Genomic DNA, 15648 nt, shown 5'->3' on the forward strand with positions numbered 1-15648 from the left:
AAAATCTGCAGAGCGTAATGGAGTGAACGATGGCGACTTTCGCCCACAAACAGCCACCACAACCGATCCACCGCCCGGGGTTGATTATCTCGGCAATCAGCCTAGTCCTGCGCATCATCGGTGCGCTAATGGCGTCGTTGGTGTTTTCGATCCTCATCGAGTTCGCCGGCCTGCTGCTGGTCTGGGGCGATCAGGGTTGGCATCACAGCCAGGCAATGTTGAATAGTGAATTGGGATGGCTCAGCGAGCACTTCAAAGATTCACTCATCCTCCAACAACCTGGACAGACGATTGGCCGGTGGCTGGATTTCCTCAATCAGTGGCTTCTGGTCAAAGCTGGCTTTGCGGATTTTACCCAGCAGGCGCGAGTGTCAAGCCAAGGCAACGGCCCTTGGGGCTGGATCAACCAGCTTTACGTGAGCATTGAGGATTTCGTGCTGGCCGCAGTTTACGTGACCTTTACCTTCGTGGTACGCCTGACCATTCTGGTCCTGGCCGCCCCACTGTTTCTAATGACCACGTTTACTGGTTTTGTCGATGGGTTGATGCGACGCGACCTGCGCAAGTTTGGGGCAGGTCGCGAAAGCAGTTTTGTCTACCATCGTGCTAAACGAGCCGTGACAACAGTGCTGCTCGTGCCCTGGATCATTTATCTGTCTCTCCCCTTTTCGCTCAATCCACTCGCTATTTTTTTACCGTGCGCCGCAATGTTGGGGATAACAACGGCGATCACCGCCGCAACATTCAAGAAATATCTTTAAAATTTGACGCCCCTTTTTTTCAAAGCATTAGATATGACTGGAGTTCGTACTCGCTTTTTTGCAGGCCGTGACGATTGCACTCATAAAATCCTGGTACTTAGGCTGAATCCAGTCACCTCGCTTCTGATGTTCAGAGAAGGGTTTCGAAAACATGAAATTAACCATGCCTTTGATTTGATGCTCCGTATCAGCTGTCCCAAACTCCACCCCCGCACTCTCGACATATGAATGTCGATGCCGCAGGACATCAGAGAGCGTATCGTCCAGCGTTTGCCCTACTAAAACATAACCGGCTTTCTGCTTATATTGCCGGGAACCGTCACATACCTGCAACATATCGACATCCCCTAGGCCTAACAAAGTCCCCTTCTTATTGAAGTTATTAAGATCCGCTAGAGCATCCGCCATTGGACCACTCCCAATCGGAAGGGCATCAGGGTTATGCTGTGACTGCTTAATTATCGCGCGCTCAACTCGACTAGTGAGCACAAACTTAACATACCAGGGATCAAAATATTTCAATGGCAAGTCATCAGGTATTTCCCGATATGCAATACCTAGAGGAATTAGCCCACCAAAAGGAGCCTCGAGATCTTTTTTCCAACTCAGCTCTTCTATTCTTTTAAAATATTGAGTGAGGTATACATCGTCATCATGCACCGCCTCCAGAACGCTCACCAAATGCTCAATCGACTTAAAGCCGATCCAAGTCATACGCAGACCTGTATCAGCGAAAAACAACCGAAGCTCTTCGAGGGCACTTAATGCGTCAGCAGATTTAATATTTCCACGACGCCCCATATGCTCATATAAGGCTACAGGAGTCACAGCCAAGTAGGTTTCTCGGTCGCTCCAGCCTGTTACAAATCTGGTGAACGCAGTATATGATAACGCCTGCAAATCACGATTCGGCTTAGTTGCTCTATGTTTAAAAGACTGAATTATGCTGTTATCAAGAACCAAATGCATTGGTCCTTCTAGCTCGTAACTGACAGCGTATTTTCTTGCGAATTTCTCAGTCGATATATAAAACTCAAGAATTTCGTGGTCAGTGCGGCCACGCAGACACTCTGCGACCTCAACTATCAATTTTTCTTTAACTCCTTCCACCACTATCATCCTTAACGACAACTGAATAAAAACCGATCGTAGCCAGCTCGATTAATTTGCTGACGTTCACTCTTCCCTCGGAGATCTTAATTCCAGACCAACGTCGGGACCACCACAATGTCCGTTTTTCCTATTCGTGTTCTCATGCTCACTGTGATCGCATTTCACAGCGACTGCTTTGCTGCGGGCGAGCATGAGCAGCAACTCAGTCTACTCATCCGACAGCTAGATACTCTCGACACGTTGGTACTACGGGTCTCGCGTGACGAAGCACCAGAGTCAAATACACGTTACCGCTTTGACTATCCCCGCCTAACTCAAGACATCCAGCGCATCCGCCAGGGTGTGCAGGACTATCTCTCCCCCTCTCGCGCTCAACCCCGCGACTCCACTGAGTTGGTCGGAGAATACCGTCTCGACACCCCATCCGCAGAGTCCTCGCCGTGAGCATGACTGACGCCCAGACCGCCGCCTTTCAAAACGCTTCCGGCTTCTCGGCACAGAGCAGCTCGAAACTGTGGCTGTCCTTGGTTCTCGTCCTGGCTTTGCTGTGGTGTGCCTGGGTGATGTGGACGGCTTACCGGGGCTGGGCGACAGGAAGCATGCGCTTTGGTGCCTTTGGCGGCAGTGCTGCGCGCGTACTGCTCGCCTTGCTGATTTTGATGTTCTTCACCCTGTCCTAATATCGGAGATCGCGATCATGCTCAAGTGCCTTGTCCCTATCAAAAACAACCTGCGTGATCGTACAAGCCAACGCTTGATCGGTCTGCTGCTGGTCCTTGGTCCAGGCCTAGCTTTTGCCGAACTACCGACCATGGAGGCGCCTTCCCGAGGCGAAGGTTCCGGGCTGATCGAGACGATCAAAAACTACGCCTACGACGGCGGCATTTTGCTCGGTCTACTGATTGCCCTGCTCGCGTTTCTCGGCGTGGCCTGGCACTCCCTGACCGTATTCGCCGATGTCCAAAACCAGCGCAAGACCTGGAAAGACCTTGGCGCGGTAGTTGGTATCGGCGCCCTGTTGGTAGTGATCATCATCTGGTTCCTCACCAAAGCTGCCGCGATTCTGTGAGGTTGGCATGAACGACACTATCGAACGCCTTGCCGACGGCACTTTGGTCTTTCTGCCAGAGCGACTCAATCGTGATCCAGCCGTATTGCGCGGTTTAACCAATGATGAAATGTGGGTAGCCCTAGGCTCCGGCGCCGTCATTGGCCTGCTGGTGGGCATTCCTCTGGCGATCGTCACCGCCTCGATTGCCGTGGCGCCGACCAGCATGATCGCAGGCATGACAGTGGTCTTATTGATCGGGGGCACGCTACTGCGTCGGGCCAAACGGGCTCGTCCGGAGACCTGGTTGTACCGCAAGCTCGAATGGATACTCGCCAGCCGTTGGCGCCTGGGGCGTGGAAGTTTGATTCTCCACTCCGGTGCCTGGGCGGTTCGCCGTTCACGTCGACTGCGCCCTGCCCTGTCCCGGTGGCAGCCATGAGTCGATTTCGAAACAAGGTCGATGCCCAACAGGCCCATATCTTCAGCCTGCGTCTGGCGATAGTGATGCTCGCCCTGCTCAGCGCCGGACTATGGTATGGCTGGCGCTCAGCACCAACCGATCTGACCGTGCACGTCCCCCCTGATCTGCGCTCGGGCAGCACGCGCAAGTGGTGGGATGTTCCCCCAGAGAATGTGTATGCCTTTGCCCTTTACATCTTTGGCCAACTCAACCGCTGGCCCTCGGATGGCGAGCAGGATTATCGCCGCGCCATCTATGGCTTGCAGTCCTACCTGACACCCGCCTGCAAGGCCTTCCTCGACGGCGACTACGAGTATCGCAAGGCCGCCGGCGAACTGCGTCAACGGGTGCGTGGCGTCTACGAAATTCTAGGCCGAGGCTACAGTGAAGATCCGGAACTGCGGGTCAAGCAACTCGATCGCGACAGTTGGTTGGTCACACTCGACCTTAACGCTGATGAGTATTACGCCGCCGAACCGGTGAAACGGGTGGTCGTGCGTTATCCGTTACGGGTGGTGCGTTTCGATCTGGACCCCGAACGCAATAAGTGGGGCCTTGCACTGGATTGCTATCAGGGTACGCCGCAAAAAATCTCACTGCCTGAAGGTGATCCATGAAGCGGATTTCTACCCTGGGACTCACCCTCACACTGATGCTATCGGGCGCTGCAGCGCAGGCCGTCGAACTGATGCACTGGGAACGCCTACCGCTCGCGGTCCCACTGGTGATCAATCAGGAACGAGTGGTCTTTGTCGATGAAGCTGTTCGTGTCGGCGTGCCTCCCACTCTGAAGGATAAACTGCGCGTGCAATCAACCGGAGGCACGCTGTACCTGCGCGCGTCGGAAGCCATTGCACCGACACGACTGCAACTGCAATCGGTCAAGACGGGCGAGATCATCCTCTTGGATATCGCGGCCACGCCTGGCGATCAACCCCTGGAGCCCGTGCGTATTCTCAAGAATGCTCCGATGCAAGCTATCGAGTCTGAATCGAGCACCGTCCCTGTTCCAGAACGTACGCCGATCCCGGCCGCTTTGACGCGCTACGCCGCGCAAAGCCTGTACGGCCCGCTGCGCACCGTGGAGTCCCTGCCCGGCGTACGCCGCGTCCCGCTCAAGCTGCGCACCGAACTGCCGACCCTGCTGCCGAGCGAAAACGTTTCCAGCACACCCATCGCCGCCTGGCGGCTCGGTGACTATTGGGTGACGGCCGTGAAGTTGCGCAATCGAGGTACAGCGACGGTGCAACTAGATCCGCGTCAGCTTCAGGCAAAGCTGTTCGCCGCGACCTTCCAGCATGCTTTCCTCGGGCCGGTCGGCAGTGCGGAAGACACCACGATTGCGTACCTCATCACTCGCGGTGCCGGCCTCGAACACGCCGTGATGCTTCCGCCCGTTGCGCGAGGTGCTTACGATGAAGGCTAACGCCTTGCTCAAATGGCTGGTACCGGCTGCGCTGCTGGGCGTGGTGCTGATCATCATGAAAAGCTGGGTCGCGGGAGGCAGCACGCCTTCTCCAGAGCACCCAGTTGATCAGGGCGATATTCAATTATCTGCCGAGCAAGCCAAGTCGCTCGGCATTGCGGGCGATACCCCACGCGATACCGTCGCCACCCTGGTCGGCCAGGTGAAGGCCATGCGCAGCGACATGCTCGGTTTGAAGAAGCATAACGATTCACTACAAACAGAGAACAACCGCCTGCGCGAACGGGAAAACAGTGTCGATTCGCGTATCCAGACGGCGCTTGGCAGCGTGACACAGCAGGTCGACGAAGGCCGTCGACAAGCCAACGAGGCCCGACTTAAAGCAGAACTAGACAGTCGTCAGGCTCGCGGTCTACTAACGCAATTGCAGGAGCAGTTGTCGGGGCTGGCCGGCAAAGGCAAGGACATGCCGATCGGATTGGGGCTTGAGCCGGGCGATGGGGACCAGTTCGAAGGGCTGCATTCTGCCAACGATGCGCTGCAGTGGATTGAACCTTCGGATGCTCCCTCCACCGAAGCCCGAGGCAAAACCAAGACCTCCTCCGCACCGAGTCTGCCTACTGCCTTCAACTCACTGGAGGGTTTGAAGGACAATGCCATCGACCGCAGCCAGAAGCAGTTACGCGAGGTCACCAAGGGTGAGCGTGACCTGACGCGATCCGGTGATCGTACCGAAGGTGCGAAGCCGGTCTACACCATTCCCGAAAATGCGACATTAATGGGCTCGGTCGCCATGACCGCGCTGATTGGCCGAGTCCCGGTGGATGGCACCGTGAATGATCCCTATCCCTTCAAGGTGCTGGTCGGTCCGGAGAACCTGACGGCCAACGGCATCGACCTGCCAGACGTCGCGGGTGCTGTGATGAGCGGCACGGCGTCCGGTGACTGGACCCTGTCTTGCGTACGCGGACAGGTCGAGTCGATCACTTTTGTATTTACCGATGGCACCATCCGCACGGTGCCTCAGCCGAAAGCGGTAGCCAGCCGCAATGCCTCCACCACCCAGAGCTCAAACACCGACAAGATCCGCGGCGGACTCGGTTACCTGTCCGATCCGTATGGCATTCCCTGCATCGTCGGCGAGCGCCGCTCGAACGCCCAGCAGTACCTCGGTAGCCAGAGCCTGATCACTGCTGCCGGCGCGGGCGTCGCTGCATTGCTCGGGAATGAGCAAAACAACAGCAGCGTGATCAGCTCGGGCGGCAGTGCCTTCGGGGTCACCAGCAGCAGTGGCAATAGCGCACTGAATTCAATTCTCAGTGGTGGGGTCAGCGACATCCGAGAGTGGGTCAACAAACTGTATGGCGAAGCCTTTGCGGCCGTGTACGTGCCACCGGCAGCAGAAGTAGCACTGCACCTCGACCATGAGATCACCATCGACTACGAGCCTAAGGGCCGGAGCGTTCGCCATGAAAAAGATCCTACCTCTCTATCTGACCTGGATTAGCTTGCTCTGCTGGGTCCTGACGGGGTGTTCCACAGACAAGGACACACTTTTGCCGCATGGCGAGCAAACCATGCTGGACATCTGGAACGGTGCCGGCTCACAGGGTACTCAACAGCTACTGTTGGATGCTCGGCAACAGTTGCGCCGCCCGTTGGCTCAAACAGATCTCTCCGCTGCGCTCCAGGAACCGTATACGCGTACAGCAGTGAATGAAATTCGCAACCTGTTCCCTCGTCTACCCAATCCTGATTTGGTGATGTACGTGTATCCGCATCTGAGTGGTACCGAGCAAGCACCAGTGCCGGGGTACTCGACCGTCTTTCCATTCTATCAACGGGTGCAGTACGCAATGCCGGGTGAACGCCAGGAAGATCTGTAATGTGTAGCGACGATGCGGGAAACCGCTCTTCTGCATGGAAAGCCTGGCGCAACCCATTGCGCCCACGCGCCACATTTGCCGATGAAGCTGCGTTATATGCGCACAACCCCAGCTTCACCGATCATCTGCCGTGGGTCGAATACCTCGACACCGAGCAGTGTTTTCTACTAGATGACAATCAATCTGTGGGGGCGGTGTTCGAGTTACTGCCCATCGGCACAGAAGGGCGCGAACCCGATTGGCTAATGGCAACCCGCGATGCCATAGAAGATGCCCTGCAGGATAGCTTTGACGAGCTGGATCAAGCGCCATGGGTGGCGCAGTTTTTCTGCCAGGACGACAACGACTTCACCCCCTACCTGACCAGGCTCACCGACTATATTCAGGACAACGCCCGGGGCACGGTTTTCACCGAAGCGTACCTAGAACTAATTCACAGACATCTGAAAGCCATCTCCAAGCCCGGCGGCCTGTTCGAGGATAAGGCAGTCACGCGCCTGCCCTGGCGAGGAAACAGCCGTCGGGTGCGATTAGTGATCTATCGCTGGCTTGAGTCTGAGGGTGAGGAGGCGGGACTCAACCCAGTGCAATCGCTACAACAAACTTGCGAACGTGTCGCTGTTTCGTTGCAGGCGTGCGGGGTGCAATCGACGCGAGTCGATGGCCGAGGTTTGTATGCATGGTTGCTGCCCTGGTTCAATCCAGCCCCCAAGCTCACAGATGAATCGCCCGAACATTTCTACCGCCGCGTGGCCTATCCGGAGTCTGGCGAGAGCGAGTCGCTGGAACTGCCCTTCGATCACGACTTTGCCGAACGGTTGTTCTTCAACGAACCGCGTTCGGACGTGCAGCATGGACTCTGGTTTTTTGATGATCAGCCCCACCGGGTCATGGTGGTAGATAAACTGCGCCGGGCGCCATTGATTGGTCAACTCACTGGCGAAATCCGCAAGGGAGACGCGGTGAATGCCCTGTTCGACCAGTTACCCGAGGGCACGGTGATGAGTCTGACCTTGGTGGTCAAACCGCAGGATGTACTCGAGGATCAGTTGAACCGTCTAGCCCGCAAAGCGATCGGTGAGAACCTTGCCTCGACCCAGGCCCGTCAGGATGTTGAAGAGGCTCGTGCGATCATCGGCCGTCAGCACAAGCTTTACCGTGGCACGATGGCGTTTTACGTGCGCGGTCACGATGAACAGCAGTTGCACCAACGCTCAGTCGGCCTAACGAACGCGCTGCTGGGTGCGGGGCTACAACCGGTGCGTGAGGGCGATGAAGTCGCCGCCTGCAACAGCTACCTGCGTTGGTTACCGATGGCTTACAGCCCAGCCCGCGACACACGTAACTGGTACACACGCCTGATGTTCGCCCAACACCTGGCAAACCTCGTTCCAGTCTGGGGCCGCAGCATTGGCACCGGCCACCCGGGTATCACGCTGTTTAATCGTGGTGGGTCGCCTCTGAGCTTTGATCCGTTGTCACGTTTAGACCGGGCAATGAACGGCCATCTGCTGTTATTCGGCCCCACCGGCGCCGGCAAGTCAGCGACCCTAGTCACCTTGTTGATGCAGATCATGGCTATATACCGCCCTCGCCTATTTATCGTAGAGGCTGGCAACTCGTTCGGCCTGCAGGGTGACTACTTCGCCACACAGGGCTTGTCGATCAACAAGGTCCAATTAAAACCTGGCGCCCCGGTCAGTCTTGCCCCATTCGGCGATGCCTGGCGCTTGGTCGAACAACCAGATCAGGTGGCGAGCCTTTCCATTGATGAGTGGGACGATGAAGCAGTAGCCAGTCGCGAGGACCAGCGCGATGTGCTCGGCGAGTTGGAAATCACCGCTCGCCTGATGATCACCGGTGGCGAGGCTAAGGAAGAGGCGCGACTGAGTCGAGCTGATCGCAGCTTGATCCGCGAGTGTATTCTCGATGCGGCGCAAATCTGTGTCGCAACGAACCGTCAGGTACTGACCCGCGATGTGCGCAACGCTTTACTGCGCGTCGCCACAGACTCGCGCTTACCGGAAAAACGTCGCGAACGTGCACAGGAAATGGGCGAGTCCATCGATCTCTTTTGCCAGGGCTTCGAGGGTGAGCTCTTCGACCGTGAAGGCACCCCGTGGCCGGAAAGCGATGTGACCATCGTCGACCTCGCCACTTACGCTCGCGAAGGCTATGAGGCTCAGATGTCCATTAGCTACATCAGCCTGATGAACACCGTAAACAACCTCGCCGAGCGCGACCAGTACTTGGGCCGACCAATCATCATGGTCACCGACGAGGGGCACATCATTACCAAGAACCCGCTGCTGGCGCCCTTCGTGGTCAAGGGCACGAAGATGTGGCGCAAGCTCGGCGCCTGGTTCTGGCTGGCGACGCAAAACCTTGCCGACTTTCCAACGGCTGCGCAGACCATGCTCAACATGATCGAATGGTGGATTTGCTTGAATATGCCGCCCGCGGAGATTGAGGAAATCGCACGGTTCAAAAAGCTCACGTCTGCGCAAAAAGCCTTGCTGCTGTCCGCTGGCAAGGAGCCGGGGAAGTACACCGAAGGGGTCGTGCTATCGAAAAAAATTGAGACGCTGTTTCGGGCCGTACCACCCAGTCTTTATCTCGCCCTGGCCATGACTGAGCCCGAGGAAAAAGCCGAGCGCTGGACATTGATGCAGGAGAACGTCTGCTCCGAGCTGGAAGCGGCATTTCGGGTAGCGGAACGAATCGATAGAGCGCGAGGAATAGACCCTGTATAGGTAAATCTATTCAGCGCTCTAAAACGAGATAACGGTTATTGCCGTACTCCCCGGAGACGCTGCTGAACCCTCAACAAAAATCCGGCTTCAAAGGCATCCTGACAGTCACCGACAGGGAAGGACTTGCGGGTTTGCGCCAGCTCCCACCACAGCGGAATTTCGCCAGGCGCATCAAGCCAAGCCTGGGCGCATTGCACGCCACGCTCAATCATTGAGGAAAATTCGCTACCCCACGGCGTCAAAAGACTTGGACAACCATCCGCCGGCGGAATTGAAATGTAGTTTTCGTCCATATACACCCTAAATTTCTGATTTATTTTCAGACGCAAAGGCCAGCTTCGAAAACATATAGGCTCTAGGTACCAGCCATAAGCATTCAAATCGCATAGAGCAATGCTAATGCAGACTATATCCCGTGGATTGAGAGTCCCTCAAGGCGCAATTTGCGCGCATGACTCAAGACTACGAACAGCTTCGTCTGCGGCTGGCGGAAAATATCCGCTTGATGCGACGCGTGAAAAACCTTAGCCAGGAGCAGCTCGCGCTCATGGCCGAGGTGGATCGCACCTACGTCAGTCAAATCGAACGATGCACGGGCAATCCGTCGCTGTTGGTTCTGTGCAAGCTCGCCAATATTTTGGAAATTACGGCAGATCAGTTACTTGTGGAACCCGACATCCTGCGCAGCTTCCTTCACGTCAAATAATAGTCTCACGTCTCGCAAACCCGATACACCCGCTTCCATAATTTCCGCTGACAATCTCCAGCCCCTCACCGAATCTGCCCAGGCCATACATATTGAGCCTGGATTATGACTGCCGTCTGCTCGTCAATATCTCCCGCAAAGCTAAGACCCTTGGCACTGAGCATCCTGCTGGCATGCGGTCCAAGCATGGCGCTGGACACCGGAAGCATCACGTCCTCCGTGCTTTCGCCAGACTGCCTCGAATACAGGGTCGTCGGCATTTGCTTCTGGCTGCTCTGCACACCGTTCGGCTGCACAGTCAAAACCTCGACCAAGGTTCGTCATTTCATTCCTGAACTGGTGGTCTCAAGCTACACCGCCACGGGCAATAACCCCTGGATCGAGATGGCCACCCTTTCCTCTCCCGTCAGCGGTGCGGAAGGTGGCGGCAACCTTATCACCCCGAACCCCCACCGCAACAACCTGCCCCGGTTCAAAAACGTCGATGGTATAGGCCACCCTGGCGGATGGGCAGCCACGCAACTGGCTTCACAATCCGGCTACGCCTGCGCCAGCGGCGCAACTGCATTCATGCCCTACTATTTGAGTACCTTGGACTCACTGGCCTGGCGCCATGGCATCCCGGAAAATTTCTACCCCGAGTCACTTGTGCCAGGGGTCCGCGAAGTCGGTAGTCAAGTTTTAGGAAACATGTGGGGCAACGTTTATCCCCGGCAGGGTTTTCTGGTACAGCCCGACGATTTCAAGGCAGCCGCAGTCATGGCACAACGGGCCGGTGATGTAGTTACCCGAAACTGGCAGCCGCATGTGTACTTACCACTCACACCAGCCAGACACGACGGCTACTGGCCACCTGGCCCGATCGTCGAAAACGACGCTTCGACCCACAAATGGCAATTGCTCTCCCCCCAAATTCAGCCCACGTGCGCCATCTTCCCCAGCAATCCAGTCCAGAGCGCGGATGGCGGATACGCCTGGTCGCTTTGGCGTCCCTATAGCTGCTGCAAACGTGAGGGGCAGACCTTTCTGTTCAGTATCGACTTCGAAGGAGGTGCTTCATGAGCCGGCTTCTCGCACGACCATGGTTGGGCGCGATGAGTCTGTTGTTCTGTGGACTGCTTGCCATGGCCACGCATGCCCACTCCGCCGAAGACGATTACCGCCTGGGCACTCAAGGCGAAGTGCTCGATGACCGCGTGATGTACACCATTGGTGGCGGCTCGGCAGTCGGTTCACCGAGTTCGCTCTATCGACCCAGTGGTCTCGGTGTCGGTGGTTCTTGGCGAGCGAACATGATGTGCGGAAACATGAGCCTCACCAACACCCTGCAAAACCAGCTGAACGGCGTCACCGAAGGTTTTCAGCAGATCATGGGTAGCGTCGTGCAGAACGCGACCCAAGCGGTGATGTCGCTGCCGGCGTTGATCATCCAGCGCGCCAATCCAGGACTCTATGAGTTGCTCAGCAACGGAGTGATGCAAGGTCGTATCGACTTCGACCGTTCCAAGCTGACCTGTCAGGCCATGGCCGAAAAGATGGCGGACAAAGTAGGTCAAGCCGGCTGGGGTGCACTGGCCAAGAACCAAGAAATGCAAGGCAACCTGGAGCAAACCGGCGGCGATGCAGTGGCCGCGGTGAAAAATACCGAGGCCCATAACGGCAACAATGGAGTGACCTGGGTCGGCGGTTCGAAGGCTGGTGGTGATGGGCAGACGCCCATTCGGGTGACCTCCGACGTGGTGCGTGCGGGCTACAACTTGCTGCATAACCGGACGGTGGACGACAGTGCCTCGATCAGTAGCAGCGATTGCCTGGGTGGCGCTATTTGCCAGACATGGACCTCGCCCCAAGAGGAATCCGAATGGGCCGTTCGAGTGTTGGGTGAGAGCGAAGTCGCGACCTGCGATAGCTGCGAAACCCTGCGTGCGACCGCAGGCAGTGGACTGACGCCGCTGATCCAGGAGGCCTATAACGAGCGCCTTAAGGCCTTGCAAGGGCTGTTGTCTGGCTCTCTGCCCCCTATCCCTGACAACCTGGCGAAAGCCTCCAGCCCGATGCTGCCGGTGAGCCGTGGTGTGATCGAAGCCCTGCGCGACGATCCCGATCAGGATCTGCTGGCACGACGCCTGGCTAGTGAGACGGCCCTGTCCAGCGTCCTGGACAAGGCACTGCTGCTACTGCGCACACTACTGGCAGGCAGTCACGAACCCAACATCGCCTCCGCCGAGCCGGCCCAGACCGCCATGACGAAAAACATCGACGCTTTGGAGCGTGAAATACGCCTGCTGCAGACCGAACTGCAGGTTCGACAAATGCTGGCTACCAACACCGCCAGCCTCGTGCTCGATCGACATGCGGGTGGTGCCGAGGCTTCGCGCACCGTCGAGCAAGGTGACCCTGAGCCGGGTCGACTCAATGATGCTGACGCCAGGCGCAAGTGAGCCATGAAACGCTCACCGCTATTCACTTTGCTTTCAAGTCTGGGGATTGTTGCGGTGATGATCTTGACCGCCTCACTGGCCGCCTGGATCGGTCGTACCGCGCTGGGTAGTTTCGACGCCTGGCAGCAGGCATTCGAATCCGCACAGCCTTATCTGCGGTGGTGGCGTGCGCTGCTTTACGGCGCTCTCTTTGCACTCTGGTGGGACCTGCTTCGGCGCTACCAACATCGACCACAGGATCGACGGCGCATAAAACGCATCGGGACATTAGGACTCCTGCTCTTTATCTGCGTCGAGCTCACCCGACTGTGAGGTCATTACCATGCTCATGAGCACCAACAGTTACTTGGAGTTTTACCTCTCTCTCCTGGCCTGGATCATCAACAACGGCCTCTGGAGTGTCCTGTCCGACACAGGACTGTTCGCCGCGCCCTTTGGTGCAATCATCTTGCAGGAATGGTTATCTGCCCGTCAGCAAGGCGCGGACGAAGGCAACAAGGGGCTGCTCTCGGTGCCACGGATCGAGAACCGGTTGTGGCTGGCCTACATCGTCGTCTTGTTCGGTTGCGCGCCTGTCTTTCCGTTGAGTCTCGCCTCTATGGCGTTCGATGATGCGGCGAGTCAGCGCTGCGGCGTAAGTGTGGCCAAACCAGCAGAAACCGCCTGGGGGACGACCTTCAATACCATCGGCGGGCGCTCCGCCAATGTGCCGATCTGGTGGTTTCTGGTGCATGCTTTGAGCAAAGGCGTGACTGCGGCAGCCACCGCCTCCATCCCTTGCGCACCGGATATCCGACAAATGCGCATGGAGATCGACAGCTCGCGCATCGATAATCAGGTCCTACTGCAGGAAGTCGCCGACTTCACCCGCGACTGCTACGGCTATTCCCGTTCTCGGCTGTTCACCAACCGTCCGCAGTTGGACAAAGCACAAAGTCACGACGCAGCGTGGATCGGGTCAAGCTTTTTTCTCGACACACCCGGCTACTACGATACGGATCGCTCACGTACACCGAGAGTCAGCTGGCCGTATGACGACAACCGCGATGTTTCCTTACCGCGGCTGGAGAATGGCGCGGGCTACCCCACCTGTAAACAGTGGTGGAGCGACAGCGGTGTCGGTCTACGCGAACGCTTGATCGAGCAGGTTAATCCCTCGTTGCTGACTCAGTTGAAAGGTTGGTTGACTGGGCGTTCGAGCAACGAGATCGAAGATGCCACCCTTCGCGAGCTGGTTAGTCCGCGCCAGCAATCGATGTCCATGTCGCCCGGACAGGTGTATCAGGACTACGGCTCCAGCGCTCGTGGCGGTTCGATCAATCAGGGGCTCAATAACCTGGCCACCAATACCGGGTTGGCCCTCGGTTCCTTCAGCAACTTCCCGGCAATGAATGCACTACGCGCAGCCTTGCCGATGGTGCAGGCATTCCTGATCATGGGCGTCATCATCAGCTTGCCGCTGATCCTGCTGGTCAGTACCTACCAGCTGAAGACCGTCATGACGGTGACGTTTGCCATGTTCACCTTACACATGCTGAGCTTCTGGTGGGAACTGGCGCGCTGGGTCGACTCCAGCATGCTCGATACGTTGTACAACCAAGTGTCAGCGTCAAATCAGGTGCTGTTGTCGCTGCCCACATCAGGCCTCATGGATGGAACCGTCACGGCGCAGGTGATCGAGTATGTAATGGGGGCGATGTTCATCGTGCTACCGATGCTTTTTCTCGGGGCAATGAGTTGGGCCGGATATAGCGTAGGTTCAGGCGTAGAAGGAATGCTCAGCAGGGGAACCCACGCAGCACAGACAGCGAGCTCTAACGGGACCTCTCAGTTGATGAGCGGTGCAAGAATTGTTTCGGGTAAATCGAGCTCAAAGTAACCAAGAGCCTACTTCAGAGAACCCCATTTATCGTAACGCTCAGGCCAAGAAGTTCTATGCATTGGATCATCGAGATCGTCACTATCTGGAGTGTCTGACCCCTGAAATGGGACAGCTGCAAATACGACAATTGTGCACATCAGCACAAACAACCAGAAGCTGACAAAAAGAAATGCTCCGAACAGAGCGAACTTAGCAGTCAGAAAACTCCCGCGAACAAGAAATTTACCTGCGGGCACACCTGCGGTCTCGGCACGCTCAACCACGCGGGATTCAAAAGTTTTCAACCTACGGTAGCTACGCTTCACCGACAGACCACAGGCATACGCCCAGCGGTGGGCACGTGAATTCTGAACAGGTTGCTGAGTCGGCATGGTCTCGTCCTCTTCTGAGCGTTTTCATGGTTGAGCCTGGAGGAATAGGCTACTACTGAAAACGGCCCATACCTGACCGTTTATCAGTTTCCCCGGCCGAAAAATCCTCATTGGAAGCCAGAAGACAAGCTCTGCGAAACATCGTCTCTACAGCGATTGACCCAGATAAATCGTCCGGCTAAATACAAGGTGCGGATCGCTGTTATCGACAGCACTTTCCCAGGTAGCCAGAACCTTCAAGGCTACGTCACTTCGATGGTGGTTCCCCCCAAGTGCGATTAGCGTTCGGTGGCTCGCACGATGACCGTTTCTACGGTAATGAACGCCTACTGCTCTTATGAGCGCCTTTCGAGCTCTGCCCGTGAGGTAAGCCCTCTTGATTTTCTTCAACCCACTGCGGGGAAATCTTTCTCCGCACGGGAAAGGTTTCTTCGCGTTCTCAACGGAGACATACCATGCCCGACTCACTTACACCGGAAACACTGAACACCCTCCGGTTGCCCATCGTGTTCACCCCTGGCGCGTGGCAGCACGCAGTAATGCTCGAGCAATCCGATCACGCTGAGAAGCTGCAGGTCGATCGGTTGAGCCACGTATTGCGCGCAGCCTTCGAAGCCCACCTGGCCTATCCACAAAAGCCCTATGTGCTGTTCGAGGTAGTCCACATTGAACCAACCGATCAATTCGACCACGACCCGTTGCTGCAGTTGAGTCTCAGCCTACTCCAAGAACCGGGTCAGCCTGGCGCCTTACTGATAGCGCTTGCAGGAGAACACCAGCGCTAAGCGCAATGGGCGG

The 15648-nt window shown here is 56.7% G+C and carries 19 protein-coding genes; 16 read left to right on the forward strand and 3 right to left on the reverse strand.

Translation table 11 applies throughout. The features are described from left to right. Nucleotides 1-29: 29 nt before the first annotated feature. Complete coding sequence (locus AC4PS6_RS00245; protein ID WP_042558361.1) at nt 30-761, forward strand: TIGR03747 family integrating conjugative element membrane protein; 732 nt, start codon at nt 30-32, stop codon at nt 759-761. Between the two features lie 27 nt (nt 762-788). Here AC4PS6_RS00245 and AC4PS6_RS00250 read toward each other — a convergent pair whose 3' ends face one another. Next, nucleotides 789-1871: a hypothetical protein gene (locus AC4PS6_RS00250; protein WP_169864285.1), complete on the reverse strand. Its 1083-nt coding sequence runs from the start codon at nt 1869-1871 to the stop codon at nt 789-791. A 144-nt stretch (nt 1872-2015) separates the two neighbouring features. Between AC4PS6_RS00250 and AC4PS6_RS00255 the strand changes: the two genes are divergently transcribed. From AC4PS6_RS00255 to AC4PS6_RS00295, 9 genes are read left to right on the forward strand one after another with little or no spacing between them, the layout of a single operon-like run. Then, nucleotides 2016-2318: an integrative conjugative element protein, RAQPRD family gene (locus tag AC4PS6_RS00255; RefSeq protein ID WP_373459353.1), complete on the forward strand. Its 303-nt coding sequence runs from the start codon at nt 2016-2018 to the stop codon at nt 2316-2318. After that, nucleotides 2315-2554, forward strand: coding sequence for a TIGR03758 family integrating conjugative element protein (locus AC4PS6_RS00260; RefSeq protein ID WP_042558358.1), 240 nt, complete (start codon nt 2315-2317; stop codon nt 2552-2554). Before AC4PS6_RS00255 ends, AC4PS6_RS00260 begins: the two co-directional genes overlap by 4 nt. A 17-nt stretch (nt 2555-2571) precedes the next feature. Beyond that, the gene (locus tag AC4PS6_RS00265; protein ID WP_042558357.1) at nt 2572-2943 is read left to right on the forward strand and encodes a TIGR03745 family integrating conjugative element membrane protein; all 372 of its coding nucleotides are present in this window, start codon (nt 2572-2574) and stop codon (nt 2941-2943) included. Nucleotides 2944-2950: 7 nt separating this feature from the next. Continuing rightward, on the forward strand, nt 2951-3364 hold the full coding sequence (locus AC4PS6_RS00270) for a TIGR03750 family conjugal transfer protein (protein WP_492180626.1): 414 nt from the start codon (nt 2951-2953) through the stop codon (nt 3362-3364). Next, nucleotides 3361-4002: a PFL_4703 family integrating conjugative element protein gene (locus tag AC4PS6_RS00275; protein ID WP_042558355.1), complete on the forward strand. Its 642-nt coding sequence runs from the start codon at nt 3361-3363 to the stop codon at nt 4000-4002. The genes AC4PS6_RS00270 and AC4PS6_RS00275 overlap by 4 nt, the downstream gene beginning before the upstream one ends. Continuing rightward, entirely contained in the window at nt 3999-4811 is an 813-nt protein-coding gene (locus tag AC4PS6_RS00280) for a TIGR03749 family integrating conjugative element protein (RefSeq protein WP_042558354.1), read from the forward strand. Before AC4PS6_RS00275 ends, AC4PS6_RS00280 begins: the two co-directional genes overlap by 4 nt. Further along, complete coding sequence (locus tag AC4PS6_RS00285) at nt 4801-6318, forward strand: TIGR03752 family integrating conjugative element protein (RefSeq protein ID WP_042558353.1); 1518 nt, start codon at nt 4801-4803, stop codon at nt 6316-6318. Before AC4PS6_RS00280 ends, AC4PS6_RS00285 begins: the two co-directional genes overlap by 11 nt. Further along, on the forward strand, nt 6281-6697 hold the full coding sequence (locus tag AC4PS6_RS00290; protein ID WP_042558352.1) for a TIGR03751 family conjugal transfer lipoprotein: 417 nt from the start codon (nt 6281-6283) through the stop codon (nt 6695-6697). The genes AC4PS6_RS00285 and AC4PS6_RS00290 overlap by 38 nt, the downstream gene beginning before the upstream one ends. After that, nucleotides 6697-9450 (forward strand): conjugative transfer ATPase, encoded by a 2754-nt coding sequence (locus AC4PS6_RS00295; RefSeq protein ID WP_042558351.1) that lies wholly within the window; start codon nt 6697-6699, stop codon nt 9448-9450. The genes AC4PS6_RS00290 and AC4PS6_RS00295 overlap by 1 nt, the downstream gene beginning before the upstream one ends. 35 nt (nt 9451-9485) lie before the next feature. On the opposite strand, the gene AC4PS6_RS00300 is transcribed toward AC4PS6_RS00295, so the two are convergent. Beyond that, complete coding sequence (locus AC4PS6_RS00300) at nt 9486-9743, reverse strand: LasR-specific antiactivator QslA (protein WP_042558350.1); 258 nt, start codon at nt 9741-9743, stop codon at nt 9486-9488. Nucleotides 9744-9901: 158 nt separating this feature from the next. Here AC4PS6_RS00300 and AC4PS6_RS00305 point away from each other — a divergent pair, with 158 nt between their 5' ends. The 5 genes from AC4PS6_RS00305 to AC4PS6_RS00325 all read left to right on the forward strand — a co-directional run bounded on the left by AC4PS6_RS00305 (nt 9902) and on the right by AC4PS6_RS00325 (nt 14476). Continuing rightward, nucleotides 9902-10156, forward strand: coding sequence for a helix-turn-helix domain-containing protein (locus tag AC4PS6_RS00305; RefSeq protein WP_042558349.1), 255 nt, complete (start codon nt 9902-9904; stop codon nt 10154-10156). Between the two features lie 105 nt (nt 10157-10261). After that, entirely contained in the window at nt 10262-11218 is a 957-nt protein-coding gene (locus AC4PS6_RS00310) for a TIGR03756 family integrating conjugative element protein (RefSeq protein ID WP_042558348.1), read from the forward strand. Further along, nucleotides 11215-12597 (forward strand): integrating conjugative element protein, encoded by a 1383-nt coding sequence (locus AC4PS6_RS00315; protein WP_492180627.1) that lies wholly within the window; start codon nt 11215-11217, stop codon nt 12595-12597. Before AC4PS6_RS00310 ends, AC4PS6_RS00315 begins: the two co-directional genes overlap by 4 nt. A 3-nt stretch (nt 12598-12600) precedes the next feature. Beyond that, complete coding sequence (locus tag AC4PS6_RS00320) at nt 12601-12909, forward strand: hypothetical protein (RefSeq protein WP_042558346.1); 309 nt, start codon at nt 12601-12603, stop codon at nt 12907-12909. 10 nt (nt 12910-12919) lie between these two features. Continuing rightward, on the forward strand, nt 12920-14476 hold the full coding sequence (locus tag AC4PS6_RS00325; protein WP_042558345.1) for a conjugal transfer protein TraG N-terminal domain-containing protein: 1557 nt from the start codon (nt 12920-12922) through the stop codon (nt 14474-14476). Between the two features lie 8 nt (nt 14477-14484). Here the strand turns inward: AC4PS6_RS00325 and AC4PS6_RS00330 are convergent, their stop codons facing one another. Then, nucleotides 14485-14850, reverse strand: coding sequence for a DUF3742 family protein (locus AC4PS6_RS00330; RefSeq protein WP_080896003.1), 366 nt, complete (start codon nt 14848-14850; stop codon nt 14485-14487). Between the two features lie 455 nt (nt 14851-15305). Between AC4PS6_RS00330 and AC4PS6_RS00335 the strand changes: the two genes are divergently transcribed. Continuing rightward, a complete protein-coding gene (locus tag AC4PS6_RS00335; RefSeq protein ID WP_042558344.1) occupies nt 15306-15635 on the forward strand; it encodes a hypothetical protein in 330 nt (109 codons plus the stop codon). The last annotated feature ends 13 nt before the right edge of the window (nt 15636-15648 follow it).

The sequence above is a fragment of the Pseudomonas sp. DW-iso17 genome, from assembly GCF_058725345.1.